This window comes from Acinetobacter lwoffii (genome assembly GCF_019343495.1).
Classification (GTDB): Bacteria; Pseudomonadota; Gammaproteobacteria; order Pseudomonadales; family Moraxellaceae; genus Acinetobacter; species Acinetobacter lwoffii_P.
The window spans coordinates 275,277-301,537 of sequence record NZ_CP072549.1; the positions used below are offsets into that span (position 1 = coordinate 275,277).

The window sequence follows — 26,261 nt, forward strand, 5'->3', positions numbered from 1 at the left end:
AATAGGCTGACTGGTTCAGCCTATTTTTTATGGAAAAATAGACATGAAGATTGCTGGTGTAGATGAAGCAGGGCGTGGGCCATTAGTCGGTTCAGTCGTCGCTGCGGCAGTTATTTTGGATCCGAACAACCCGATTGAGGGTTTAAATGATTCTAAAAAACTCACTGAAAAGAAGCGTGAAAAACTTTTTATCGAGATTCAGGAAAAAGCGCTGGCATGGGCCATTGCTGAGGCTTCTGCGGCAGAGATTGATGAACATAATATTTTGCAAGCTTCTTTGCTGGCCATGCGCCGTGCTGTAGAAGCTTTGCCAGTTCAGCCTGAGCATGTATTGGTCGATGGCAACAAGATTCCACAGGGCCTTGCTATGAGCTGTGATGCCGTGGTGGGTGGTGATGCACTGCATGCTGAAATTTCAGCAGCCAGTATTCTGGCGAAAGTAACCCGTGATCATCAGATGATCGAGATGGACCAGAAGCATCCGCAATTTGGCTTTGCCAAGCACAAGGGTTATCCGACCAAGGCACATTTTGAAGCGATTGCCTTACATGGCGTGATTGATGAGCATCGTCGCAGTTTTGGGCCGGTAAAAAAGGTGATTGCAGCATTACAGCAGGGTGCAGAACTTTAAGTTTTATTTTAAATTATCTAAGTATTTAATATTTTTGTATAAAATTTAGACAAATTTAAAGCGGCTCAAAAGCCGCTTTATTCTTCGCACAAACATTAACGATTAAAGTTATTTTGTGTCTGGCTGTCATCTTCATAAGAAGGTTGGTAATCTTGATCGATATGTTGAAGATGTTCATGCATTGCACGTTCATGCTGGATACGCTGGTAAATCTCTTCACGGTGCACAGAGACTTCTTTCGGAGCATTTACCCCGATACGAACCTGGTTACCTTTTACACCAAGCACAGTCACACTGACTTGATCACCAATCATTAAAGTTTCCCCGACGCGTCGAGTCAGAATCAGCATGTTTTTCTCCTTGCAAAATGCAAAACCTGCAATCTATTGAATGTAAAACAAAAAGCACAACCAAAAATTACAAAATAAGATCTGGATAGAAATTCTGTCATCTGGGTGAAAGATTTTAATCTATCTCAGCTGGTTAAAAATCCTCAGGCTTAATATAACAGAGCCACTATAAAAAAAACTATAGTGGCTCTGCATTTTTGTAGACTTTTATAAAATACTGTCAAACAATGACAATATTCTGTCTTAACGCTTAAGCACGTGCGCTAGATTCGCCTTGTTCACGGTCTAAACCGAATGCGGTATGCAATGAACGAACCGCAAGTTCAAGATAATTTTCTTCAATGATCACAGAAATCTTGATTTCAGACGTCGAGATCATCAGGATGTTGATGCCTTCGTCTGCCAAAGCTGTGAACATTTTGCTTGCCACGCCGGCATGTGAACGCATGCCTACACCTACAATTGATACTTTTACGATATCTGAACGGGTCGCAACTTCACGCGCACCAATTTCTTGAGCAGTTGCTTCAAGAATGGCTTTGGCTTTATTTAATTCGCCACGGTTCACAGTAAAAGTGAAATCAGTTGTACCATCTTCTTCAACGTTCTGGATAATCATATCCACTTCAACATTGGCATCACCAATCGGGCACAAAATTTTAGAAGCAATACCCGGTTCGTCAGGCACACCTAAAATAGTTAATTTTGCTTCGTCACGGTTAAATGCGATACCGGAGATAATTGGCTGTTCCATGTTGTCTTCCAATTCAGTCGTAATAAGTGTACCAACGTTTTGCTTAAACTCTTCGTCGAATGCGCCATCGTTGTCATTGTCGAAGCTTGATAATACGCGTAAAGGCACCTGGTATTTACCAGCAAATTCAACTGAACGAATTTGCAGGACTTTAGAACCGAGTGACGCCATCTCAAGCATTTCTTCAAATGAAATACGATCAACTTTTTTTGCTTTTGGTGCAACACGTGGATCGGTGGTATATACACCGTCAACGTCGGTATAAATCTGGCATTCATCTGCTTTGAGTGCGGCAGCAATTGCAACACCTGAAGTATCAGAACCGCCACGCCCTAAAGTGGTGGTATTGCCATGTTCATCAAAACCCTGGAAACCGGCAACGACAAGTACGCGGCCTGCATCCAGATTTGAGTTCAGGACTTCAGTATCAATGGATTCGATACGTGCCTTATTGAATGAGCTGTCGGTTTTCATGCCAACCTGGCGACCTGTTAGTGATTTTGCTTCAACTCCAATTGAGTTCAGCGCCATTGCTAACATAGAAATCGTAACCTGTTCACCCGTAGATACCATTTGGTCTAGTTCACGTGGGTCAGGGGTTTCGGTAATGGCCTTCGCTAAAGCAAGTAGACGATTGGTTTCGCCACTCATTGCTGATACCACTACCACTACCTTGTGGCCGTGGTCATGCCAGCGCTTTACACGACGAGCAACATTTAAAATGCGCTCGGGAGTACCCATAGAGGTACCGCCATATTTTTGAACGATTAATGCCATAGTTGTTCCATATAAGCCATGACCCTGATGTACCTATCAGGGTCAGTTACACAAAATTGAAGTTTTATTTTGCTGCAAGCCAGGCAGTTAAATCCGCCATCACTGGAGCAAACTTCTCGTTAAGTGGCGCGCCACCTTGTGCTAAGTCAGGTTTACCACCACCTTTACCACCTAGCTCAGTTGCCAAATGTTTGATGATGTCACCTGCTTTAATAGAAGCAGTAAAGTCTTTTGCTACAGATGCGATCAAGCTCACCTTGTCACCCTCTACACCTGCCAGAACAATCACTGCATTTTCTAATTTTGATTTCACACCGTCGTGCAGGTTGCGTAGTGCTTTTGCATCCATGTTTTCAACAGTTGTAATCAAGGTTGCACGACCTGCAATGCTTTGAACTTGGCTTAGAAGTTCACCGGCTTGCAGGCTAGCAAGTTTTTGATTGAGTTGTTCAATCTGTTTCTGCAAGCTCGATGCAGTATCAACCAGTGCTTCAACTTTTTCTAAAGTCTGGTCTTTTTGTGCTTTGAGCAAACCGTTAATCGTATTGATATCGCGATCGGCTTTTTGCGCAACTTCAACTGCTTTAGTGCCTGTTACTGCTTCAATACGACGTACACCGGCTGCCACACCACCTTCAGAGGTGATTTTGAACAGACCGATATCACCGGTACGTTTTACGTGAATACCACCGCAAAGTTCGATTGAGAAGTTTTTCTCTTCAATCACTGAACCCATAGACAGTACACGTACTTCGTCACCGTATTTCTCGCCAAACAGCATCATCGCGCCTTTAGCTTTCGCAGACTCGATATCCAGAAGTTCAGTAGACACCGCAGTATTGGCAATCACTTCAGCATTGACCAAACGTTCAATTTCTTGCAGCTGTTCAAAGCTTACAGGTTGGTCATTGGCAAAGTCAAAACGTAACACATCAGATGCAACCAATGAACCTTTTTGCTGTACATGTGAACCTAAAATTTGACGTAACGCAGCATGTAGCAGGTGAGTCGCAGAGTGGTTGCGCGCAGTTGCTGCACGAATATCTGCTTTTACTGTTGCTTCTACATTTTGAGTAACTTTCAAGTTACCCATCGTCACGATACCTTGGTGTACAAATGCGCCACCAGATTTTTTGGTATCTTGAACTTCGAAAATACCAGTATCGTTTTTAAAGATACCTGTATCACCGATTTGACCGCCGCTTTCTGCGTAGAAAGGTGTTTGGTTAAGTACGATCAGTGCTTCGTCGCCTTCAACCACTTCGTCAACTTGCTCGCCATCTTTGTAGATTGCGATGATTTGACCTTGACCCGCAGTTGCATCGTAACCTTCAAACTGAGTTTCACCTTCGACTTTCACAACAGAATTATAGTCGATTGCGAATTTGCCTGCATCACGTGCGCGTTGACGCTGTGCAGCCATTTCAGTTTCGAAACCAGCTTCATCAATGGTTAAGTCACGTTCACGTGCGATGTCAGCAGTCAAGTCAGTCGGGAAACCATAAGTGTCGTAAAGTTTAAATACCACTTCGCCCGGAATCACAGAACCTTTTAACTGTGCCAATTCGCCTTCAAGCAATTTCAAACCTTGCTCAAGTGTTTTGGCAAATTGTTCTTCTTCTTTCAGAAGTTGTGCTTCGATACGTGCTTGTTGAGCAGCAAGTTCAGGATAAGCTTCGCCCATCACTTCGATCAGTGGCTTCAACATCTTGTAGAAGAACGAACCTGTTGCACCTAGCTTGTTACCATGACGTACTGCGCGACGGATGATACGACGCAGTACATAACCACGACCTTCATTCGATGGATTTACGCCATCAGCAATCAGGAATGAACATGAACGTGCATGGTCAGCAACAACTTTCAATGAAGCAGGATACTGAACTGGTGTGCCTTTCTCAGCAGCTTCAGCTTCAAGCGCTGTAGTGTCCAAACCAATAATTTCAGCCGCAGCTTTAAGTAAATGCTGGAATAAATCGATTTCGTAGTTTGAGTTGACATGCTGTAAAACGGCAGAAATACGCTCCAAGCCCATCCCTGTATCCACAGAAGGCGCTGGAAGAGGGTGTAATACGCCATCCGCAGTACGATTGAACTGCATGAATACGTTGTTCCAGATTTCAATGAAACGGTCGCCATCTTCTTCAGGAGAACCCGGTAGGCCACCCCAGATGTGATCGCCATGGTCGAAGAAGATTTCAGAACATGGACCGCAAGGACCGGTGTCGCCCATTGCCCAGAAGTTATCAGATGCGTATTGACCGCCTTTGTTGTCACCAATACGAATAATGCGAGAAGCGTCTAGACCGATTTCTTTGTTCCAGATGTCGAATGCTTCGTCGTCTGTATGGTAAACGGTTGCATAGAGTTTATCTTTAGTAAGACCAAGCCATTCTTCGTTAGTCAAAAAGTCCCAAGCAAATTTGATCGCATCACGTTTGAAGTAATCACCAAAGGAGAAGTTACCCAACATTTCAAAGAAAGTGTGGTGACGTGCTGTATAACCTACATTGTCCAAGTCGTTGTGCTTACCACCTGCGCGCACGCATTTTTGTGATGACACTGCACGTACATAATCGCGTTTTTCTAGACCTAAGAAGCAATCTTTAAACTGGTTCATACCAGCATTGGTGAACAGCAAAGTTGGGTCATTGGCAGGTACTAGAGAACTCGACGCGACACGTGTATGCCCTTGCGATTCAAAGTAACGCAAAAATGCTTCACGAATTTCAGCTGATGTCATAAAACGAGTACTCACAACCAAGTCACTCCATAATTTCCGATTTGGCTAAAACACCACAGTCTGACAAGCATACAAGAGCTCTGCTGCAATGCGGGGCTTAAAAATTTAAAACGCCAAATTATAACGGAAAAAGCAGTATGCACCAATCATTTTAAAACCAATTGCGAAGGATTTATTTACTCAGGTTTTTCGCTGAATAATTAAATTGAATTTTCCCACAGTAGAATTCGTCTATATCCATCTCTTTAAAAAATAAACGGAATTTTAAATGGCTCGAATACAGACGAATGTATCAGAAATAAAATAATCGAAAATCAGTATTTTCACTGAAGTTTTTAATGTACGGCGCCAGAAATCCTTTAACATAGAAGAGTTTTAAAATAGGCATATAAAAGGTCGAGTCATGCAACGAGTGGCAATCAATGGATTTGGGCGTATTGGACGGAATGTACTGCGCGCATGGTTTGAAAACCCGAAAGATTTTAATTTTGAAATCGTTGCCATTAACGATATTGCCGATGTTGAAACCCTGATTCACCTGTTTAAATATGACTCGACCCATGGCCGTTTTCCGGGGCAGGTGGATCTCAGCTATGATACTGAACATATCTATATGCATATCAGCTATCAAGATGCTGCATTAAAAGTACAGGTTTTGTGTGAGTCGCAGCCGGCTAAGTTGCCTTGGCAAAACTTGGCGGTAGATGTAGTGCTTGAATGTACTGGACTGTTCCGTTCTCGTGAAGCCGCGACCCAGCATATTGGAGCAGGGGCGAAACGTGTGATTATCGGCGCAGCACCTTTTGATACGGTCGATGCCGCAATTGTCTATGGTGTCAATCATCATGAAGTCAAAGCATCGGACCAGATCATTTCCAGTGTTTCTTGTACTACACAGGCTTTGGTGCCACTGGTCAAAATTGTCGATGATGCTTTTGGCATCACTAGCGCCCTGATGACTGAAATCCATGCTGTAACGGCGGATCAGTCGGTACTGGATCATGCGCATCGTGATTTGCGTCGTGCACGTGCTTCAGGCCATAACATCATTCCTACGACTTCGAGCGCACTCGGTGCCTTAAAGCGTGTCATGCCAAAAATGGAAGATCGTATTGATGGTTATTCAATTCGGGTGCCGACCATTAATGTGGCCGCGATTGATTTAACGTTTGTCTCCCAGTCGCCGATTACCGATCACAAGCTGAATGAAGTGCTGATCAAGGCTGCCCAGCAGGATTTTGCGGAAATTATGGCCGTGACAGATGAGCCATTGGTATCGAGTGATTTTAATCATTCCCCATATTCATTGATTGTGGATTTGACCCAGACTCTAGTCGTCGGGCATCAAGCCAAAGTCTTTGCCTGGTACGATAACGAGTGGGGCTATGCCAACCGTCTGCTGGATTTATGTGAATCATTTCATTAAGTTCGGGTTATCTAAACCTCAAAAGCACCGAGATACGGTGCTTTTTTCTTGCCTGTAAATATTCTGCAAGCCATGTTTTAAGAGAATTTGCCGGTAATTGATCGAAAATCAGGAATTGAGGCTGAATTATTTACGTTATCTGCAGCATTTTTCGTTAAGATAAAGACAATAAAATGAAATAAGAGCAAGCACATGATGGTGGTTTGGGGATTTATTATACTGCTGACTTTGGCGGTGATTTTTCTGATCTGGCTGCAGTTTAATCAGAGTGATGAGCCACGTAGCGTGGAAGGCGTGCCAGTCGAAGAAAAAATCGTGCATCTGGAAGAAAATTTAAAAAAGACCCTGGAAATCATGCAGGATCTAGCCAAAAAAATGCATGTGCAGCAGGAAGTGCTGGATCAGACCACAGCCAAACTTCAGCAGGTTGAATTGCAAAATGCCGAACTGGTCAGTTTGCTGACCAAAGTGGTTGATCCACAGAAATAAACAAAACCCCTTTAGAGATCATTTAAAGGGGTTTTTCTAGCGTTAGATTATTAAAATTCTTAAAATTGCAGCAGAAACCATACTGATGGCGACGGTCGGTAATAATCCAAAACGTGTAGCGGCAAATAGCGTTAAAGCCAAGGCGATCAGGTCTGCAGGATTGTCGCGTACAAAATAGGGTGCAATCACTGAAATCAGCACGCAGCCGGGGACTACTTCCAGAATTTTACGCTGGCGCTGTGTCAGCGTTTTATTTTTTAATAAGACATAGCCCAAGATCCGGGTTAAATAGGTGGTCGCAGCAATCAGGATAATGGCCACCAAGGTGCTCATCTGGATCATGTTTGATCTTCTTGAATCAGGAAAAATGCCGAAGCTATTCCAGACAAGGCACCAATCGGCACATACCAGCCCGCAGGTAAATATAAATAAGCCAAAGCCGCACAGACTAAACTGACCAGCCATGGCCGGGCAGCCTCAAAACCTTTCCACATACTTCTTAGTAACACCAGAAATACAGCAGGAAAGGCCATATCAAAACCAAAACGTTTGATGTCGCCTAATACAGGCCCAAGCATGGCGCCGAGTGTGGTAAATCCGACCCACATCAAGTACAGGCAAAAACACAGGCCAGCATAATAAGGCATGCTAAAAGCAGCACGATAACCCAGTTGCGCCTGTTTCCTTTGTGCATCAGCCAGACCGAGTGCCCAGCTTTCATCGACCATAAAAAACAGCGCCGGAAAAACTTTAAGATTCGGAAGATGCTTTAAATACGGCACCAAACTGGCGCCCATCAACAGATGCCGGCTATTTACCAGAAAGGTAATGAACATCAGCATGAGTAAATTTGGTGGACTGCTCCAGACCTCCAGAATGGCAAATTCAGAACCGCCGGCAAAGTTCAAACCGGTCAGTAATGGCACTTCGAGCAAGCTGAAATTCTTCTGTACCGCCGTCGCACCCAGCACCAGCGCAAAGGGGATAATTCCCAAAAGCATGGGGATAGAATCTTTCATGCCACGTTGAAATTCGCTGAAATCGGTAGGGACAACCACCGCTGCGGTGCTTTGTCTGAACAAAAGCATGGAAATGACCTGGGTACTGCAAAACTAGACCATATTTTATGGCGATATTCAGGCTATTTGCTGTTGTAGTGAAAGAGATTTGAGTTTTATTTGAAATTAAATTGCGCTAAATTAAATTTAAGGGGTTTTAAATGCCAAGGCATAGACATGGATCAAATAGATAAACGCATTTTGCATGAGCTGCAAAAGAATGGAAAACTGCAAAATAATGAACTGGCTCAATTAATTGGCTTGTCACCGTCACCCTGTTTAAGACGGGTAAAACAGCTGGAAGATGATGGCGTGATTGAGCAATATGTCGCACTGCTGAATCCACAAAAGGTCAATTTGGCGATGAGCGTGTTTGCACGCGTCTGGCTCAAGTCTCAAGAAGCTGCTGTGGTCGATCAATTTGTCGAAGCGATCAAGGAAATGCCAGAAGTCGTCGAGTGCCAGTTAATGGCAGGCGATTGTGATTTCTTTTTAAGAATTGTGGTGGCTGATCTGGATGCCTATCGTAAATTTCAGATTCATCATTTAACCCAAATTCCCTGCATTCAAAGTGTAAAAACTGAAATTCCATTGCAAACGGTTAAAAGCACGACTGCATTGCCTTTGGTTTAATGCCGGATTTTGTCATGCTATTTCTTTTAAATGTGCATTAAAACGCTGATAGTTGACACAATTGTTGTTGATTTCATCAGGTAGCGAAAATTATAAAATTTGCGATGCACAGCCAAAACTATCGTGCTAGACTAGGAGAAATCGGGTGTGCTCCCGATTTTTTTATGCGGATTCGTTCCGCGCTGACAAGAATTTAGGTTTACAACATGCCCATTTCAGAGACATGGTTATTACCTGATGGTGTAGCTGATGTATTACCAGAACAAGCGCAAGTTATTGAAAGTCTGCGCCGTAAATCACTGGATTTCCTTGCATCTCGAGGTTATCAGCTGGTGTACACGCCATTCATTGAATACATCGAATCTCTATCTTCTCTCTCAGAATCGAATCAAGATTTAGACTTAGCCACTTTTAAAGTAATCGATCAGCTTTCTGGTCGTTTGCTTGGTGTGCGTGCCGATATGACACCACAAGTGGCTCGTATTGATGCGCATGTACATCCAGTGGAAGGTGTAGCACGTTACTGCTATGCAGGAACCGTTCTGCATACCAAGCCTCGCGGTTTTAACACTTCGCGTGCGCCACTACAGTTAGGTGCGGAGCTATTTGGTTCAGACAGCATCGATGCCGATGTAGAAATGGTCGACTTGATGATCAGTCTGATTCAGGAAACAGGTCTGGCAGATGGTATTCATCTGGACTTAGGTCATGTGGGTTTATTCCGCAGTCTGGTGGCTCAAGCCGGCTTAAACAAAGTCGCTGAACAGCAATTATCTGATTTATACCAGCGTAAGGCTTTGCCAGAATTAGAAGAATTCACGGCAGACCTGAAATTTGGTCAGGATTTCTATGCACTTGGACGCTATGCCAGCGACTTGGATGCATTACAAGCGCATTTAAGTGCTGAAGTGTTGGCAAATCCAGCATTTACGCAGGCTTTTAATGTCTTGCAAACCACCAAAGACGAAGTTCAAACCCGTTGGCCAAACTTGAGTATTGGTATTGATGTAGTTGAATTACGTTCATACCATTATCATACTGGCTTGATGTATGCAGTCTATGCACCGAACCGTGCAGCTGCACTGGCACAAGGTGGCCGTTATGATGGCATTGGTGAACATTTTGGCCGTGCGCGTCCGGCAACCGGTTTCTCTTGTGACTTATATGCTTTAAGCGCAGGCCAGTTTGATGCGGTACAGGTCGTGGTTGCACCTAAAGGCACTGATGCAGAGCTTCTGAATGCGATTCAGAATATTCGCACACAAGGCTTAAGTGTAATTCAGTTACTGGGTAATGATGATTTAAACTCGATTCCATATGCGACGCACCAGCTGGTGAATGCGAATGGTGAGTGGACAGTCAAAACGATTTAACTGCTTGGCTCAGTGTTCATGTCGCTGAGCGGGGCTTTCAACTTTAACAGCATGATGTAATGAGGCTATTATGGGCAAGAATGTTGTGGTACTTGGTACCCAATGGGGCGACGAAGGTAAAGGTAAAATCGTCGACCTGCTCACAGATCAAGCGGCAGCGGTAGTTCGTTATCAAGGCGGACATAACGCAGGTCACACTCTTGTGGTTGGTGGTAAGAAAACTGTCTTACACCTCATTCCATCAGGTATTTTACGTGAAAACGTATTGTGCTTAATTGGTAACGGTGTTGTTCTTTCTCCTGAAGCGCTCATCAAAGAGATGGATATTCTTGAAAAAGAAGGCGTTCCTGTTAAAGAGCGTTTACGCATTTCTCCAAACTGTCCACTGATCCTTCCAAATCACATCGCACTTGACCAAGCACGTGAGAAAAAACGTGGTAATGCGAAGATTGGTACGACAGGTCGCGGTATCGGTCCTGCATACGAAGACAAAGTAGCGCGTCGCGCAATCCGTGTTGCTGACCTGGTACGTGGTGGTGATCATCTTACTGCTCAGTTAACTGAACTTCTGGACTACCATAACTTCCAGCTGACTGAATACTACGGTGTTGAAGGAGTTAAACTGGAAGACGTGCTGGCACTTTGCGACGAATGGCGTAAAGTTGTTGCGCCACTGGTTGTGGACGTGACTACTGAATTGCACAACTACCGTAAAAACGGTGACAACATCATGTTTGAAGGCGCGCAAGGTTCACTTCTTGACGTTGATCACGGTACATATCCGTATGTGACTTCTTCGAATACCACTGCTGGTGGCGTAAGCTCTGGTTCAGGTCTGGGTCCTTTGCACCTTGACTATGTACTGGGTATTACTAAAGCGTACACAACGCGTGTAGGTGCAGGTCCATTCCCAACTGAGTTGGTGTATGACGCTGCAAATGACACGGGTGATGCGATTGGTAAACACCTCGGTACGATTGGTAATGAATTTGGTGCCTCTACTGGCCGTCAACGTCGTTGTGGCTGGTTCGATGCTGAAATCCTACGCCGTTCAGTTGACGTAAACTCACTTTCTGGTATTTGCCTGACTAAACTTGACGTTCTTGACGGTTTAGAAGAAGTGAAAATCTGTGTGGGTTATGAAGCTGCAGATTCTGGTTGTGTCGGTTCTTCTGATGCGCTTGCATTCGAAACTTTAAAACCGATTTACGAAACTATGCCAGGCTGGTCTGAGTCAACTTTCGGTGCGAAATCACTGGATCAATTGCCAGAAGCTGCATTGAACTATGTAAAACGTCTTGAGCAATTGATTGAATGTCCAATCGACATCATTTCAACAGGTCCAGACCGTGAAGAAACGATTGTTCTTCGCCACCCGTTTGATGCTTAATCTTCATTTGATTAAAGCTTGAATGATAAAAACCCATTTCCGGATGGGTTTTTTTATATCCTGAATTTATGCAGCTATTTCAAGACTAAAGTTGCATCGGTAATGTAGCGTGATGTGCTTTAACATAGCGGTATATAAAGAAAGAAAAATGAGCTGCAGGATGCAAAAAAATATATCAGCGACCATGTTTTATTCATTGTTATTTGCGATGGGCGGGGCGCCAACAATTGCCATGATGATTATTCGTGCGCAAACCCAAAATCCCGAAGTGATTTATGCGGCGCTGATTGGTCTGAGTGTCATTATCGCCTGTGTATTAGTGCCTATTATTTTATTGCAAAATGCTTTTTTATATTTCAAACGTAAAGACGAAGTGCTTGAACAGAAAATCAAACCGCTCAGTCAGGTTTACTTAGGCCTCAATATTATTTGTCTGATTTATTGGTTGGCGATACAGTATTTGGCTTAAAAATTACATAATTTATAAGAAGATGAATCAATTAAGCGTTTAGCTGCTGAACGCTTTCACTTATAATTTTTACAATGTAAATTGCCCTTAAGCCAAGGTGGAGTAAATTATAATGAAGAATAAACTTTTATTGAGTATGGCGGCTGCTACAGTCGTCACATTATCAGGTTGTACCACCATTGCCGATATGGCAGGGGCAGATACTGCGACCTTAAATGCATCTGCGAGCCAAAGCTATAATGCCATGGTCAATGATGCGAAGAACAAAGGTCAACTGGATACCAGTTCAGCGACCTATAAACGGATTAATAATGTATTTAACCGTTTGAAACCGGTTGCTAACCAGATGAATCAAACCGGTACGGCATTCCAGTGGCAATTGGCTGTGCTCAAATCTGACCAGGTTAACGCCTTTGTTGCGCCAGGTGGTAAGGTTGTATTCTATACGGGTATCGTGAATAAACTGAATCTGACCGATGCTGAAATTGCAGCGATTATGGGTCATGAAATGGTGCATGCTTTAGAAGAGCATTCTAAGCAGAAAATCGGTGCTCAGGCCCTGACTGATCTGGCCTTGGGTATTGGCTTAAATGCAGCAGGTGTGGGTCAAGGTGGTGCTGCAGCCGCACAATTGGGTAGTCAAATCGGGATTGGCTTGCCATACTCGCGTAATCTGGAAAGCCGTGCTGACCAAGGCGGTTTAATGCTGATGGCGCGCGCAGGTTATAACCCAAATGCAGCCATTACCTTGTGGGAAAAAATGAACAAACTCGGTGGCGGCAGTGGTGCAACCTTCCTCTCTACGCATCCATCGAATAGCCAGCGTATTGGGCAAATGCGTCAACAGTTACCAGTAGCTATGCAGATTTATAACCAAAACAAATAATCCAGTGATCATCCTCTGAAAGGAGATCTTGATCGGATTGAAAAGGCAGGGCAATGGCTCTGCTTTTTTTATAGCTAATTGGATGGTTAATATTCTGCGGGCTATTTTCAGGCAATAAAAAAGGCAAAGTCTGACTTTGCCTTTTTTCACTCAAGATCAGAAGATCTTAGTGCTGGTGACCGCCTACACCGTGTACGTGGCCGTGATCTAATTCTTCTTGAGAAGCTTCACGAACAGATACGATTTCAACTTCGAAAGTCAGGTCTTGACCAGCAAGTGGGAAGTTAGCATCAACAACAACATTGTCGCCTTCAACTGCTTTAACAGTTACGATTTGCACGCCGTCATCAGTTTGAGCTTGGAACTGCATACCTGCCTGAATGTTGTCTACGCCTTGGAACATTTGCGCAGGAACTTCTTGAACTAGGTCAGGGTTGTATTCGCCATAACCTTCAGCAGCAGGAACGTTTACAGTGAATTTTTCACCTACAGTTTTGCCTTCTAACGCATTTTCTAAACCTGGGATGATGTTACCTGCACCGTGCAAATAGGCAAGTGGTTCACCTTGAGATTGGTCGAGAGTTTCACCCTCTGCGTTAGTCAATGTGTAGTGGAAAGAAACCACGAGGTTATTTGCAATAGCAGTCATGTTAATTGATCCATTCAATTTTTTAAGGGTACATCATAAAGTGAAATTGCATTTTTGTAGACTAAAATTAGCAAAAAAACGCAATTTGACAATTTTGTTGACGATTTTTTCATTGATTGGGCCAAATTCTGGAATTTCAATGCAATTTCAGCTTTGGAGAAATTTTTCGTGTAACAAAATCTTTTGCGGTGAGAATGCCAGCATGCGCATAACCATGAATGGTCGCCTGATGAATTCGATATAAAGAAACATACATCGATTTGGCAACAAAGCCTTGCACATTGACCTGACCGAGTAATTCACCGACAGCTTTATTCTGGCTTAAGGAAATCAGTGAGCCTTTGTCGGAAAATTTAAACATCGGTAAATAGTTTTCCTCATTGATCCGTGCTTTTAAGGCATTGGCCAGGAAATTGGCCTGTTGGCTAGCCACTTGTGCGCGTGGACCCAAGACCGGTTCATCTGCAGCAGGCTGGCAGTGAGCACAATCACCAAAAGCAAAAATGTCTGGATCAGATTTGGTTTGCAGGGTGGAGAAGACTTTCAAGCGGTGAATATTGTCCTTTTCCATATCTTGCAGTTGTGCCAAGACTTCAGGTGCTTTGATACCTGCGGCCCAGACTTTAATCTCGGCATCCAGACTTGAGCCATCTGCAAAATAAATTTTGTCTTCATCTACCTTGGCCACACGATGACTGGTAAGGACTTCAATACCGAATTTTTCCAGCTGTTGCATGGTATGTTCAGCAACTTTCGGCGAGAGCGCAGTCAAAATACGATCCGCCGCTTCAATTAAGGTAATTTTGACTTTATTTGGATCGACCTTGTTTAAGCCATATTTAAAGAAATTGTGTTTGGCCTCCACCAACTCGGCAGCCAATTCTACTCCAGTCGCACCGGCGCCAATAATCGCGATATTCAGTTCACGGCTCGAAGCTTCATGTTGAGCATTCAAGTAGAGATGCAACAGGTCCTGCTGAAAGATATCAGCTTGTGGACGGCTGTCGAGAAAATGACAGAACTGTTTGACGCCTTCGGTATTAAAGTCATTCGAGGTAGAACCCAAGGCCAGTACCAGGGTGTCATAGTCGATGCGCTGGTTCTTCTTGGCTTGGGCTTTTTTGGAGAAATATTCTGTTTCTACCACAATCTGTTTCGCTTCACGATCCAGACCGGTAAATGTCCCCAAGACAAATTCATAATGATGTGCGGCTGAATGGGCAAAATAATTAGTTTCTTCTTCATGTGGATTTAAGGTGCCTGCGGCAACTTCATGCAGTAGCGGTTTCCAGATATGCGTCAGTTTTTGATCGACTAAAACAATCTGCGCTTTGCCGCTTTTACCCAAGCTCTCACCCAGCTGAGTTGCCAGTTCCAGACCACCGGCACCACCACCCACAATCACGATTTTATGTGCTGTCATATATGATTAACCTGTTTATTTTTTTAATAAAAATAAGAGAAATAGAGAGAAAATATACTATGGCATGGGCCAGATCGCGTCTTGGTTAAAATTGTTATACACATTACAAAACGTAGCAATTCTGTGAGGGCAGGTAAGTTTCCCTGTCTTGGGGAGTGATGCAGGGAGAAAAGAAAATCTGCCAGAAGATCAGCGAGTAGATCTTCTAGCTTAAAGAAAAGTAACTTGAGATGTAGGGCTATTATCTATCTAAAGGATAAAGCTTTACGCTTGGCGTATTGTCTGAAAACAAATCGAATAAGCCTTGTAGCCAAGTAAAGAATTTCTGAAACAGGTTGGCTTCTTCAATTTCGACATGATCTTCAATTTGAATGGTGCGAATCAACTGATTATTCTGATAAACCTGAATGGTCGCCAAAGGCATCATGGTCGCCAAAGGTGCAATGAGTTCAGATGCTTTCACTTCAACATTGATATGAGTCTGAGTTTCCTGTAATGGCTCGATACTTTTTAAAACGCCATCACCTGTATTCAGCATGACACGCTGTTGGGTTTGATCAAACTGGTTTAGGTCAATACTGTAGCCCTGATCATATAAAGAAGTGGTAATGATCTGCGGCTGCTTGGTTTGCACCTTAAACATTTTTAAGGTGGATTTAATCACAGGCAACTCAGCAAGGAGCTGTTGATCTTTGATCGCTACTTCATTGCGGGTATAGGTATAGGCCAGATTCATCAGCTTATGTGATACTTCAGCGCGTTTTGTGGCACTTTTAGTACCCAGTACCACCACAATCAGACGGCGATTCGGCATCTCAAAATCTGCGGTGACGCGATTGGCGGTTAATGCCAGGTTATAGCCCGCTGCACGGGTAAAACCGGTTTTTAAGCCATCTACGGTTGGATCGACCTGAAGCACACGGTTGGTCGCACGATGAAAATGCTGATTGTAGGTAAAGCTTGGCTGCTTGGAATAATACAGATAATCTGGAGTTTCATTCACCACCGCCATAGACAGTCTGGCCAAATCGGCGGCAGTCGAATAATGCTCAGGCATGGTAATACCGGCCGGATTCTGGAAATTGGTATGTTGCATGCCCAGTGCTTTGGCTTCCTGATTCATACGTTCAACAAATTGCGGAATACCACCCGAAATTTTCTCAGCCAGCGTCACCGCGGCATCATTGGCAGACATGATAATTAAGCCCGCCAGAAGCTGATCGACTGAAATCTGATCACCTTCTTTCAGGTACATTTGTGACTCATCCCACATCACAGTTTTCACCACAGAGGTCGCGGTTAAAACTTCATTTTTATTTAATTTTCCGGCCTCAATTTCCTTTAAGGCAATATAAGCCACCATCATTTTGGTCAGCGAAGCCGGAGCGCGTTGCACATCGGCATTATGCTCTGCAATGACTTGACCAGACTGTGAATCCAGAATGGTCCAGGCTTCAGCTTCAACGCTTTCAGGCACAATATTGAGTAGGGCAGCATGTGAAAATGCAGAAATAAATAAACTGAAAACCGCAATCAGTGAGATGATGTATTTCAATGGTGTTCCTTGATAACCCGGCGGGTGTTGAACGATTTAATTTTCACGCATGCTATGCCTTTTTTATACAGATAGCTAGTCGTAAATGTAGACAAATAAGACAGCTAAACCATACTGGCTTAAAAAATGCTAAGCTAAGCTATATCTCATTTATTTTAATTTTATATCGTTCATTATGTTGCATTATCAAATTGAATTTGACGATTATCGTCAGCATCTTATTCACGTGACTGTTCGTTTTCTTGCGGACCCGACACAAGTCCTGTCATTGCCGACTTGGATTCCGGGCAGCTATCTGATTCGAGAGTTTTCCAAGCACATTGAAGCGGTCAAAGCCTATGATGAAGATGGGCGCCAGTTACAGATCCAGAAATTTGAAAAAAATAAATGGCGTTTATTCAATACTGATCATGAACTGATTACAGTTGAATATGATGTCTATGCCTATGACCTGTCCGTTCGTGGTGCATATGTGGATCAAAATCGTCTCTACGTGAACCCGGCTTGTGCATGTTTAGGGCTAGAAGGTCAGGAAAATAAAGAAATTGAACTGGAAATCTTCCTGCCAGATGAATTAAAGCATTTTCAGCTGGCAAGCGGCATGAAAGCCAAAAGTCTGGTCAGAGGCCGTTTCACGCTGAAAGCTAAAAACTATGCCGAACTGATTGATGCGCCATTTGAGCTAGCAGAACAAACCCGTTTCAGTTTTGAAGCAAATGGTATTCCGCATGAGTTTGTGGTGTCAGGCAAACACGCGATGAATGCGGCGCGTATGCAGCAAGACATTGAAAAAATCTGTGCTACAGAAATTTCAATGTTTGGTTCGGCGCCGTTTACAGACTATACCTTTATGACCATGGCAACCGGCAATAGCTATGGCGGTCTGGAGCATCCAAATTCTACCAGCCTGATTTCACCACGTGATGACTTGCCGAAAGCCAATGAGCCAGAAGAGCCATCTAAAGATTATCAGCGTTTCCTCGGCTTATGTAGCCACGAATATTTCCATTCATGGTTGGTGAAGTTTATTCGCCCTGAAAACTTCGTTAACTATGATTTAAACAGAGAAGGTTATACCTCTCTGTTATGGATCTTTGAAGGTTTCACCTCTTATTACGATGATTTGATTTTGCTGCGTAGCGGCGTGATTAATCAGGAATCGTATATTGCTTTGTTAAAAGCACAGATTGACCGTTATTTGCAAAATCCGGGACGTGTGATTCAGTCAGTGTCTGAATCCAGTTTTGATGCCTGGGTGAAATTCTATCGTCAGGATGAAAACTCGAATAATGCGGGTACCAGCTATTACAACAAAGGTTGTTTAGTTGCACTGTGCCTGGATTTGGGTCTGCGTTTACGTGGTTCAAGTCTGGATGCTTTGATGCGCCGTTTGTATGAAAATGCCCAGAAAGGCGTTCAGGTGCATGAACGGACGATCTTTGAATTGTGTAAAGAATTGACAGGAGATGATTGGTCAGAACAGATTAATCACTTGATCAATACCACAGATGAATTGCCGCTGGATCAGCTCTTCCCTGAGTTTGGTATGGCTTATAGCCTGAAAAATGATAAGTCTTTGCCATTCGGTCTAAAGCTGGCAGATAAGCCGGAAGGTGTGCTGGTTCAATCTGCGCGTCGTGAGGGTGCCGCTGTGCTCGCTGGCCTTTCTGCCAATGATGTCATCATTGCAATTGATGGATTAAAAGCAACGACCAAACTTGTTGAAAGCTATGCAAAACAGCAAGGTACTTTTACAGTGTATGCATTCCGTCGTGATGAGCTGATGAGTTTTGAAGTTCAAGCCGCGGGTTCTGAACTGACCGAAGTTGAACTGAAAGTGGAAGATCAGGCTAAAGCTGAGAAATGGCTTAAAGCTTAAAGCCATAATTATTCTTAATTAAAAAAACCGGTGCATCGTCACCGGTTTTTTATTGCATTAAATTTTGAGAAAAAATTATTTAATGATCAGTCGTGATGTGCCACGGAATTCCGCCACGATTTGATTATTTTGATTCATCACCTGAATATCATAAATGCCACTACGGCCACTGCTGGCCTTATGTTCTGCTACAGCAGTCAGTGTGTCACCAAGCAAGCCCGGTTTTAAATAATGAATACCACAATGTTGACCAACCGCCGGATGTTCACCAGTATTGCAGGCAATGGCAAAAGCCGCATCTGCAAGTGCAAAAATCACAGCGCCGTTACACGTCTGATGACCCTGTAAATGCTGTTCAGTCACCTTTAATTCGATCTTTGCATAATTGTGGTTATAAGAAACCAGATGAGCACCAAGATGCTGAATTAACCGATCCTGATTAAACATCTGGCTGACTTGCTGATCCATTGCAAAACTCCTTTTTAAGATACGTTTTATTTTTAAATGTTAATTATGTGAATCATAAGTACCATCGGATAGTCAGAATGACAAGAGGGAAGAGTTAAAAATCTTGTTTGCACACATAAGAAAAAGCAGGTAAAACCTATATTTAGGTATGGGTTTTTTATTATTAGAAGATGAATCAAAATAGTTTAAATTGGGGAATTGGAATAACAGTAATTTGGCTTGCTGTAATCACTTCTTTTTGGATTTTTGGTGGATTGAGTTCGCCTACTTCATTAAATGAGCTTGGGGATTTTCTAGCGGGAATATTTGCGCCAATTGCTTTTCTCTGGCTGATTTTAGGCTATGTTCAGCAAGGTAAACAGTTGGAGCAAAATACAAAAGCATTAGAGCAACAAGAAAGAGCATTACAGCTTCAAATTGATGAGATGAGGCAAGGAATTGAACAGCAAAAAATAGTAACAAATATCCAAAAAAGAGCAATTGTTTGAGAGTCAAAAATCCAGAGAAGCCAGATTTTTTATTTTACAGTCAAAAGTTAGAACTGTTTTTGATAATTCTGAAATGACAAATAATTGCCTTGTTGCTTTAAGGCTGACTATTGCAAATCTAGGAAATGATGCTTTTAACGTCAAAGTTAAACAACTTAATAATAGTTTTATTATCCATAAAATAAATAAATTTTTAGCGAATGAAGATCAGGAAATTCGTTTGGAGCTTGATGATGCACAGGTTGATATATTAAATATGAAAAGAGAGGTAGTAGTAGATTTCACAATTGAATATGAAACTAAAGCTGGAAAACTATATAAAAAAATAATTAATACGCACGTATTCCAAATTAACCCTCCATTCTATGGAATAAATGTTTATCTTTCTGAAGCAAGTGAAGATTAATTTTTTTATTTTTTATTTTTTATTTTCTTAATACATCGAATACCCATAAAACTAAGCAACGGTTAAATAAAGTATTCATCTCATGTCTTAATGAATTAGAAATTTTGGCACATAAAAAAGCCCACCGAAGTGAGCTTGATTGAATCTATTCAAACTTAGCCACGACCGCGGCCGCGACCACGTGGTGCTTTAGTATTTGGACGAGTTGTGCCATTGGTCTTACGACGCGGCTTTTCACTTTCATCCATTTGCCAGATACGTTTGGTGCCAGACTTTTTCACAGAACCATCTTTATTCTTGCGAACCATTGGCTTACCGCCCGTACCACCCGGCTTTTTCACATAAGAACGTGAACGGTATGGTTCTTCCGCAGGAACATTTTGGAAGTCTGGATAAAGTAATGGTTCAATTTCTCTGGTCTCGCCCGGTTGCAATCCCATACGAACCAAATCAATCTCACCAATCTTGGTACGGATCAAACGCAGTGTAGGGAAGCCCACGGCAGAGGTCATACGACGAACCTGACGGTTACGACCTTCACAGATCGAAATTTCAACCCAAGACGTTGGAACAGAGGCACGGAAACGTACAGGAGGATTACGCTCCCACAACCATTCCGGTTCAGATACTTTTTCAGCACGTGCAGGAAGCGTCATGCCATCTTTCAGTTCAACACCTTTACGAAGTTGCTCAAGTGCTTCTTCGGTCACATCACCTTCCACTTGCACCATATAAGTTTTAAACTTTTTATTGGCAGGATTGGTGATATATTGGTTGAGACCACCGTGATCGGTGAGGAAAACCAGACCTTCTGAGTCCATGTCCAAACGGCCAGCAAGACGTAAATCTTTGTCGTTGACAAAATCAGCCATGGTTGGGTGCTTTTCATCCGCACGGAATTGGGAGAGGACGTCATAAGGTTTGTTTAGAATGACGATTTTCATAGGAAATAACTTCTATAATTACATTAATTTAAAAAATGTAGAGGTTTATTTAAAAGGGAAATTTAGCTATTTCCCGTATAAATCTCAAAAACAACAAATCTGGATTAGAATATTATGCGTTAAGAACAGTTGAAAGTATTGCCTAATCGGCAATTATTTTAGATTTGTCAGCGGCATCCGGGAGAATACTAATAATGGGATATCAAAAAATCGTAGTACCTGTGGATGGTACCAAAATTACCGTTAATGCAGACCTGTCACTCAACGTACCAAATAATCCAATTATCCCATTTATCGAAGGGGATGGAATCGGTGCAGATATTACACCAACAATGCGAACTGTGGTAGATGCTGCTGTGCAAAAAGCATACGCCGGGAAGCGTTCCATCGAATGGATGGAAGTCTACTGCGGTGAAAAAGCTGACAAAATTTACGGCACCTATATGCCTGAAGAAACTCTCGAGGCGCTGCGTGATTATGTAATATCGATCAAAGGGCCACTAACCACACCAGTCGGTGGCGGTATTCGTTCCCTGAATGTGGCTTTACGCCAGGAACTGGATTTATATGTTTGTGTACGTCCGGTGCGCTGGTTCGAGGGCGTGCCTTCACCGGTGCATAATCCGGAATTGACCGACATGGTGATCTTCCGTGAAAATTCAGAAGATATTTATGCCGGAATTGAATGGAAGGCAGACTCTCCCGAAGCGAAAAAAGTTATCAAGTTCCTGAAAGAAGAAATGGGCGTAACCAAAATCCGTTTTGAAGACAATTGTGGAATCGGGATCAAGCCTGTCTCTAAAGAAGGTACCCAGCGTCTGGTACGTAAAGCCATCCAGTTCGCCATTGAAAATGACAAGCCTAGTGTGACGCTAGTGCACAAAGGCAATATCATGAAATACACCGAAGGGGCGTTTAAAGAGTGGGGCTATGAAGTCGCGCTGGAACGTTTCGGCGGTGAGCTTTTAGATGGTGGTCCGTGGGTTAAAATCAAAAATCCAAGAACAGGCAAAGACATTATTATTAAAGATGTCATTGCCGATGCCTTCTTGCAGCAAATTTTGATGCGCCCGGCGGATTATTCTGTGATTGCGACACTTAACTTAAATGGTGACTATATTTCTGATGCGCTGGCTGCGGAAGTTGGGGGGATCGGGATTGCACCGGGTGCCAATATTGGAGGTTCGATTGCAGTCTATGAAGCAACCCACGGTACAGCACCTAAATATGCTGGACAAGATAAAGTAAATCCGGGTTCGATTATTTTGTCTGCTGAAATGATGCTGCGTGATATGGGCTGGACAGAAGCTGCCGACCTGATCATCAAGGGGATTTCGGGTGCGATTGCGGCAAAAACGGTGACCTATGATTTCGAGCGTCTGATGCCAGGGGCGACCTTACTTCGTTGTTCCGAGTTTGGTGAGGCGATTATTGCTAATATGGATACCTGAAATTGCGAAGCAATTTATGAGTTAAAGCCCGTAGTAATTGCGGGTTTTTTATAGTTTTATTTTCAGGCAAAGTCTGAACAGATAAGAGCTAAACGTTAAAATAAGTATCAGGCTGCAAGATCATGTAAGAAGTGTAATGAGCTTAAAAATGATTCGTTCTAAGCTGAATAACTTAGTAAAGACTGTATTACATTGACGTATTTGGATACAGCTCAGCGATTGGCTTATTTTGTATAAACGTTAGAGTGATGAATGGAACTTCCAGTGATATAGAGACGTTTCTCCAAAGGAGTAAATCATGGCTAAAGCTAAAGCGAGACATAAGCAGGTCCAACAAAAAGACAAGCAGGACAATGCTCAGAATGAAGAGCAGCAACAGCAACAACAGCAACAACCATCGAAACCATCTCGTGCTAAAAAACGTAGATAATCTCCTATCCACCTAAAATAACAAAACCCTCATTTGAGGGTTTTGTTATTTGAACGCTTGTATAAAATCATCACTAAAAATAACAGGATTGTGACTTTAAATTAGGCGGTTGTGATTAAGATAAAAGTCATCTATTTAATTTAATGCGAATATTGGTGAAATTTCTTCGGATTATAAGCTTACTGTTATCTATAGGTTTTCTACTAACTGCCTGTCAGCCACCGCCTTCAGGTGAAGCAGCAGGTTGGAAAAGCCCTTATCTGTATTGGCAATTACAGAGAGCCCAGTTAGAAGCTCCGCTACAGATTCCGGTTGAAGGCGTCAGAGTTGGTCAAATTAATGATACTTGGGGAGCAGCGCGTAGTGACGGTCGTAAACATGAAGGGACGGATATTTTTGCCAAACGCGGTACGCCAGTATTCAGCGCGACCCAAGGGATTGTGCGTAGGATTGGTACCAACAATCTGGGTGGAAAAATTATCTGGGTGACTGGCCCCAATATGAGTCAGCATTATTATGCACATCTGGATGATTATGCAGCGGATATTCAGGAAGGCGACTGGGTCGAAGCAGGTGAAGTCATCGCTTATGTGGGTAATACGGGCAATGCTAAAAATACCCCACCGCATTTACATTATGGGATTTATCTGGGTGGGCAAGGAGCAACCAATCCTTATCCTTATTTAGTTCCTTCTCCATGAGCAGACACTGGCTGAGTTTGTTGTTCAGGCTTGAGTCTGGCAGGACGTGTACACCAGAACAATTGCAATGTTCCTAATAAAAGAACCAATGTGGCCAGTATGAACTGTTGATGATAGCTCAATCCAAAATATTGCAGCGCACTAAAGCTGAGTCCACCGATCAGCTGAATCGAGGCAAAACACAAGGTAGCAATACTCCAGAGCTTTTTATAAGCCAGTCCATACAGTTGCAAAATGGTATAGGAGGTCAGGAAGACCACAGCCGGATTTAGCATCCCGGTAAAAAAGGAAGAGCTAAAAGTGAGTAAGGGATAGGCATCTAGAGTCGCGATAAAAATGGCCATAATATAAAGGCTATAAAGAATTTTCAGTGCAGCAAAATTACCCCATTTTCTGGCCAGTGCATAAGCACTCAAGGCACCCAAGGCACTGCCGAGTCCATACAGAATCCAGTTGAAATTAATCCAGAACAAGCTCAATCCTAACTGCTGACTTAAATAATCAATCCAGAAGAGTGAATGCGGTATATAGGCGAAAGCACTACAAGCATAAACTGTAAGTAAACTATAAAAGATGCTATTCAGAGCTAGAGGAGAGGTAACAGCAGGGGCTTGTACGGACAAATACGGCTTAAATTTCTGAATCAGTAAACTTAAAACGATACAGATGAGCAGGGCAAAACCACATAAGATCAGCCAGGCAGTCTGGATGGAAATTTGATCCAGATAAGGCAGAAACAGGGTAGCAATTAAAACACCTAACCCAATCCCGCTAAAACCAATAAAGTTGATTTTAAGACGATCTTGGAGTTCACAACACTGTGCGACCACACTCGGCGATAAGATCATCATCAGTCCACCGCTGATCCCGGAAATGATTCGCCAAGCGATATACCATGCTTCAGAAAAACCAGAAAATGCACAGCACATCAGGCTGAACATGCCGGCAAAGGCTGAAATTTGAATATAGGTACTCATGCTGCGGTCTTGAGGCAGGCGCATGGCCGTAAATGCACCGATTAAATAACCCAGCAAATTGGCACTGCCCAAAAGGCTGGCAAAATCTGTACTCCAGCCAAAGGCTTCGCGTGTGCCAGGTAACAGTGCGGTATAAGAAAAGCGAAGAATGCCAATGCCCAAGCACATACTAAGACAAAGAAACAGGCTGAGCTTGATTGTGTTTGAGGACATCCGTGTACTCATGGAATTTTATGTTTAGTCAAAAAATAACATGAATCTTCATAATAAAGGGAAAAATTGCCTGAAAAGAAACCATTGAGTGCAGAAATTTGCTCAAAGAAACCGGTAAGATTTTTAAGATTTTATCAGTCAAAAGCCTGAATTTTTTCAGAGAAATAAAAAACCGCGTCTCAACGCGGTTTTTTATATTGTCTATTTCAAGAATTAACGCATCTTGGCCAGGAAACGGCCAACACGGGTAATGGCTTCACGCAGTTCATTTTCAGCCGGCAGGAATACTACACGGAAATGATCCGGTGTCGGCCAGTTAAAGCCTGTACCTTGTACCAAAAGTACTTTCTCTGCACGTAACAAATCCAGCATCAGTTTTTCATCGTCCTGAATTGGATACACATTCGGATCCAGTTTCGGGAAACAGTACATTGCACCTTCAGGCTTGACACAAGATACACCTGGAATCTCGTTCAGCATTTCCCAGGCAATATTGCGCTGTTCATATAAACGCCCACCTGGGCGAATTAGGTCATTAATCGACTGATAACCGCCCAGTGCAGTCTGAATCGCATATTGAGCCTGATGGTTGGCACACAAACGCATCGATGCCAGCATATCCAAACCTTCGATATAGTCTGCGGCACGTGCTTTATCGCCGGTAATGGCCATCCAGCCGGAACGGAAACCAGCAATACGATAGGCTTTAGATAAACCGTTAAACGAAACACAGAGCTGATCGCCAGCCAGAGCTGCTACAGCAACATGCTCGATTCCATCGTAAATAATTTTGTCGTAGATTTCATCAGCAAATAAAATCAGGTCATATTTCTTGGCCAAGTCGACGATTTGTTGCAACACATGACGTGGGTAAACCGAACCGGTCGGGTTATTCGGGTTAATAATCACAATACCACGGGTATTTGGCGTGATTTTGCTTTCCATGTCAGTAATATCTGGATACCAGTGATTTTCTTCATCACATTTATAGTGAATCGCTGTACCGCCAGACAGATTCACTGCTGCCGTCCAGAGTGGATAATCCGGCATTGGAATCAGCATTTCATCGCCATCATCCAGCAGACCTTGCATGGCCATAACAATCAGTTCAGACACACCATTACCGATATAGACGTCATTGACGTGCATATCTAGAATGCCTTTTTGCTGATAATACTGACAGATCGCCTTACGCGCCGGGAAAATCCCTTTGGAATCCGTGTAGCCAATCGCATTCGGCAGGTTTAAAGCCACATCGTTGATAATTTCCTGCGGCGCTTCAAAACCGAATGGGGCAGGGTTACCAATATTTAATTTGATAATTTTGTGACCGGCTTCTTCCATCTCGATGGCCGCTCGTAACACAGGTCCGCGAATGTCGTAGCATACATGCTCGAGCTTAGATGATTTCTTGATCTCGCGAGGGGTTTGGAAAGTGTTCGGCATTTTGATGTTCTCGGAAGGAGTGGAGGTCACTTTTGCATAACGATATAAATAACTTTTAAATGTCTCAGTTGTGACTAGATCGAGATCATGTTCATCTCGAAGTAGTGCAACAATTTTTTCATGCGTAAATCCAAGCTGCTGATATTGTTTGATCACAGGCAGCAGATTTTTAAAAATTACGCTCTTTTTTTGCGACATTTTTTAATCCTGAGCAAATTTAGAGCTAAGAATACCATTAAATTTGCTCACTAA

The 26,261-nt window shown here is 43.0% G+C and carries 26 protein-coding genes; 14 read left to right on the forward strand and 12 right to left on the reverse strand.

What is annotated here, in order from left to right; translation table 11 throughout:
* Positions 1 to 43: 43 nt before the first annotated feature.
* Entirely contained in the window at positions 44 to 631 is a 588-nt protein-coding gene (gene rnhB / locus J7649_RS01310) for a ribonuclease HII (protein WP_004278973.1), read from the forward strand.
* 95 nt (positions 632 to 726) lie between these two features.
* Here the strand turns inward: rnhB and csrA are convergent, their stop codons facing one another.
* The 3 genes from csrA to alaS form a co-directional block, all read right to left on the reverse strand.
* Complete coding sequence (gene csrA, locus J7649_RS01315; protein WP_004278972.1) at positions 727 to 981, reverse strand: carbon storage regulator CsrA; 255 nt, start codon at positions 979 to 981, stop codon at positions 727 to 729.
* Between the two features lie 250 nt (positions 982 to 1,231).
* A complete protein-coding gene (locus J7649_RS01320; RefSeq protein WP_004278971.1) occupies positions 1,232 to 2,512 on the reverse strand; it encodes an aspartate kinase in 1,281 nt (426 codons plus the stop codon).
* A gap of 64 nt (positions 2,513 to 2,576) precedes the next feature.
* On the reverse strand, positions 2,577 to 5,270 hold the full coding sequence (gene alaS, locus J7649_RS01325) for an alanine--tRNA ligase (RefSeq protein WP_219308990.1): 2,694 nt from the start codon (positions 5,268 to 5,270) through the stop codon (positions 2,577 to 2,579).
* A 388-nt stretch (positions 5,271 to 5,658) separates the two neighbouring features.
* On the opposite strand from alaS, the gene J7649_RS01330 reads away from it, so the two are divergent.
* Both J7649_RS01330 and J7649_RS01335 read left to right on the forward strand, forming a co-directional pair.
* The gene (locus tag J7649_RS01330) at positions 5,659 to 6,681 is read left to right on the forward strand and encodes a type I glyceraldehyde-3-phosphate dehydrogenase (RefSeq protein WP_004278969.1); all 1,023 of its coding nucleotides are present in this window, start codon (positions 5,659 to 5,661) and stop codon (positions 6,679 to 6,681) included.
* Positions 6,682 to 6,873: 192 nt separating this feature from the next.
* Positions 6,874 to 7,170 (forward strand): hypothetical protein, encoded by a 297-nt coding sequence (locus tag J7649_RS01335; protein ID WP_004278968.1) that lies wholly within the window; start codon positions 6,874 to 6,876, stop codon positions 7,168 to 7,170.
* A gap of 42 nt (positions 7,171 to 7,212) precedes the next feature.
* Here J7649_RS01335 and J7649_RS01340 read toward each other — a convergent pair whose 3' ends face one another.
* Together J7649_RS01340 and J7649_RS01345 are read right to left on the reverse strand one after the other, a co-directional pair.
* On the reverse strand, positions 7,213 to 7,512 hold the full coding sequence (locus tag J7649_RS01340) for an AzlD family protein (RefSeq protein ID WP_219308992.1): 300 nt from the start codon (positions 7,510 to 7,512) through the stop codon (positions 7,213 to 7,215).
* Positions 7,509 to 8,258: an AzlC family ABC transporter permease gene (locus tag J7649_RS01345; protein WP_219308994.1), complete on the reverse strand. Its 750-nt coding sequence runs from the start codon at positions 8,256 to 8,258 to the stop codon at positions 7,509 to 7,511. Before J7649_RS01345 ends, J7649_RS01340 begins: the two co-directional genes overlap by 4 nt.
* Positions 8,259 to 8,405: 147 nt before the next feature.
* Between J7649_RS01345 and J7649_RS01350 the strand changes: the two genes are divergently transcribed.
* The 5 genes from J7649_RS01350 to J7649_RS01370 all read left to right on the forward strand — a co-directional run bounded on the left by J7649_RS01350 (position 8,406) and on the right by J7649_RS01370 (position 12,979).
* A complete protein-coding gene (locus tag J7649_RS01350) occupies positions 8,406 to 8,861 on the forward strand; it encodes an Lrp/AsnC family transcriptional regulator (RefSeq protein ID WP_004645552.1) in 456 nt (151 codons plus the stop codon).
* A 206-nt stretch (positions 8,862 to 9,067) separates the two neighbouring features.
* Positions 9,068 to 10,234 (forward strand): ATP phosphoribosyltransferase regulatory subunit, encoded by a 1,167-nt coding sequence (locus J7649_RS01355; protein ID WP_219308996.1) that lies wholly within the window; start codon positions 9,068 to 9,070, stop codon positions 10,232 to 10,234.
* 70 nt (positions 10,235 to 10,304) lie between these two features.
* Positions 10,305 to 11,624 (forward strand): adenylosuccinate synthase, encoded by a 1,320-nt coding sequence (locus J7649_RS01360; RefSeq protein ID WP_219308998.1) that lies wholly within the window; start codon positions 10,305 to 10,307, stop codon positions 11,622 to 11,624.
* 160 nt (positions 11,625 to 11,784) lie between these two features.
* Positions 11,785 to 12,093 (forward strand): hypothetical protein, encoded by a 309-nt coding sequence (locus J7649_RS01365; RefSeq protein WP_044113013.1) that lies wholly within the window; start codon positions 11,785 to 11,787, stop codon positions 12,091 to 12,093.
* A gap of 112 nt (positions 12,094 to 12,205) precedes the next feature.
* The gene (locus tag J7649_RS01370) at positions 12,206 to 12,979 is read left to right on the forward strand and encodes a M48 family metallopeptidase (protein ID WP_219309000.1); all 774 of its coding nucleotides are present in this window, start codon (positions 12,206 to 12,208) and stop codon (positions 12,977 to 12,979) included.
* Between the two features lie 166 nt (positions 12,980 to 13,145).
* Here the strand turns inward: J7649_RS01370 and slyD are convergent, their stop codons facing one another.
* From slyD to J7649_RS01385, 3 genes are all read right to left on the reverse strand, one after another.
* On the reverse strand, positions 13,146 to 13,628 hold the full coding sequence (gene slyD / locus J7649_RS01375) for a peptidylprolyl isomerase (RefSeq protein ID WP_004278960.1): 483 nt from the start codon (positions 13,626 to 13,628) through the stop codon (positions 13,146 to 13,148).
* A gap of 136 nt (positions 13,629 to 13,764) precedes the next feature.
* Positions 13,765 to 15,051 (reverse strand): NAD(P)/FAD-dependent oxidoreductase, encoded by a 1,287-nt coding sequence (locus J7649_RS01380; protein WP_005247395.1) that lies wholly within the window; start codon positions 15,049 to 15,051, stop codon positions 13,765 to 13,767.
* A 241-nt stretch (positions 15,052 to 15,292) separates the two neighbouring features.
* Complete coding sequence (locus tag J7649_RS01385; protein ID WP_219309002.1) at positions 15,293 to 16,606, reverse strand: D-alanyl-D-alanine carboxypeptidase PBP6B; 1,314 nt, start codon at positions 16,604 to 16,606, stop codon at positions 15,293 to 15,295.
* A 175-nt stretch (positions 16,607 to 16,781) separates the two neighbouring features.
* Here J7649_RS01385 and J7649_RS01390 point away from each other — a divergent pair, with 175 nt between their 5' ends.
* Entirely contained in the window at positions 16,782 to 18,485 is a 1,704-nt protein-coding gene (locus J7649_RS01390; protein ID WP_219309004.1) for a M61 family metallopeptidase, read from the forward strand.
* Positions 18,486 to 18,560: 75 nt separating this feature from the next.
* On the opposite strand, the gene paaI is transcribed toward J7649_RS01390, so the two are convergent.
* Positions 18,561 to 18,953, reverse strand: a complete 393-nt coding sequence (gene paaI / locus J7649_RS01395) for a hydroxyphenylacetyl-CoA thioesterase PaaI (RefSeq protein ID WP_219309006.1) — start codon at positions 18,951 to 18,953, stop codon at positions 18,561 to 18,563.
* 170 nt (positions 18,954 to 19,123) lie between these two features.
* Between paaI and J7649_RS01400 the strand changes: the two genes are divergently transcribed.
* Entirely contained in the window at positions 19,124 to 19,441 is a 318-nt protein-coding gene (locus J7649_RS01400) for a hypothetical protein (RefSeq protein ID WP_219309008.1), read from the forward strand.
* Positions 19,434 to 19,847 (forward strand): hypothetical protein, encoded by a 414-nt coding sequence (locus tag J7649_RS01405; RefSeq protein ID WP_219309010.1) that lies wholly within the window; start codon positions 19,434 to 19,436, stop codon positions 19,845 to 19,847. The genes J7649_RS01400 and J7649_RS01405 overlap by 8 nt, the downstream gene beginning before the upstream one ends.
* A 155-nt stretch (positions 19,848 to 20,002) precedes the next feature.
* Here the strand turns inward: J7649_RS01405 and J7649_RS01410 are convergent, their stop codons facing one another.
* Entirely contained in the window at positions 20,003 to 20,791 is a 789-nt protein-coding gene (locus J7649_RS01410) for an rRNA large subunit pseudouridine synthase E (RefSeq protein ID WP_004731551.1), read from the reverse strand.
* Positions 20,792 to 20,985: 194 nt separating this feature from the next.
* On the opposite strand from J7649_RS01410, the gene icd reads away from it, so the two are divergent.
* The 3 genes from icd (at position 20,986) to J7649_RS01420 (ending at position 23,373) form a co-directional block, all read left to right on the forward strand.
* Positions 20,986 to 22,242 (forward strand): NADP-dependent isocitrate dehydrogenase, encoded by a 1,257-nt coding sequence (gene icd, locus J7649_RS01415; protein WP_219309012.1) that lies wholly within the window; start codon positions 20,986 to 20,988, stop codon positions 22,240 to 22,242.
* Positions 22,243 to 22,540: 298 nt separating this feature from the next.
* Entirely contained in the window at positions 22,541 to 22,672 is a 132-nt protein-coding gene (locus J7649_RS16875) for a hypothetical protein (protein ID WP_004645538.1), read from the forward strand.
* A gap of 143 nt (positions 22,673 to 22,815) precedes the next feature.
* Entirely contained in the window at positions 22,816 to 23,373 is a 558-nt protein-coding gene (locus tag J7649_RS01420; RefSeq protein WP_219309015.1) for a M23 family metallopeptidase, read from the forward strand.
* On the opposite strand, the gene J7649_RS01425 is transcribed toward J7649_RS01420, so the two are convergent.
* Complete coding sequence (locus J7649_RS01425; protein WP_219309016.1) at positions 23,352 to 24,563, reverse strand: YbfB/YjiJ family MFS transporter; 1,212 nt, start codon at positions 24,561 to 24,563, stop codon at positions 23,352 to 23,354. The two genes, J7649_RS01420 and J7649_RS01425, sit on opposite strands and share 22 nt — an antisense overlap.
* A gap of 213 nt (positions 24,564 to 24,776) precedes the next feature.
* Positions 24,777 to 26,207: a pyridoxal phosphate-dependent aminotransferase gene (locus J7649_RS01430; RefSeq protein WP_219309018.1), complete on the reverse strand. Its 1,431-nt coding sequence runs from the start codon at positions 26,205 to 26,207 to the stop codon at positions 24,777 to 24,779.
* Positions 26,208 to 26,261 lie beyond the last annotated feature (54 nt).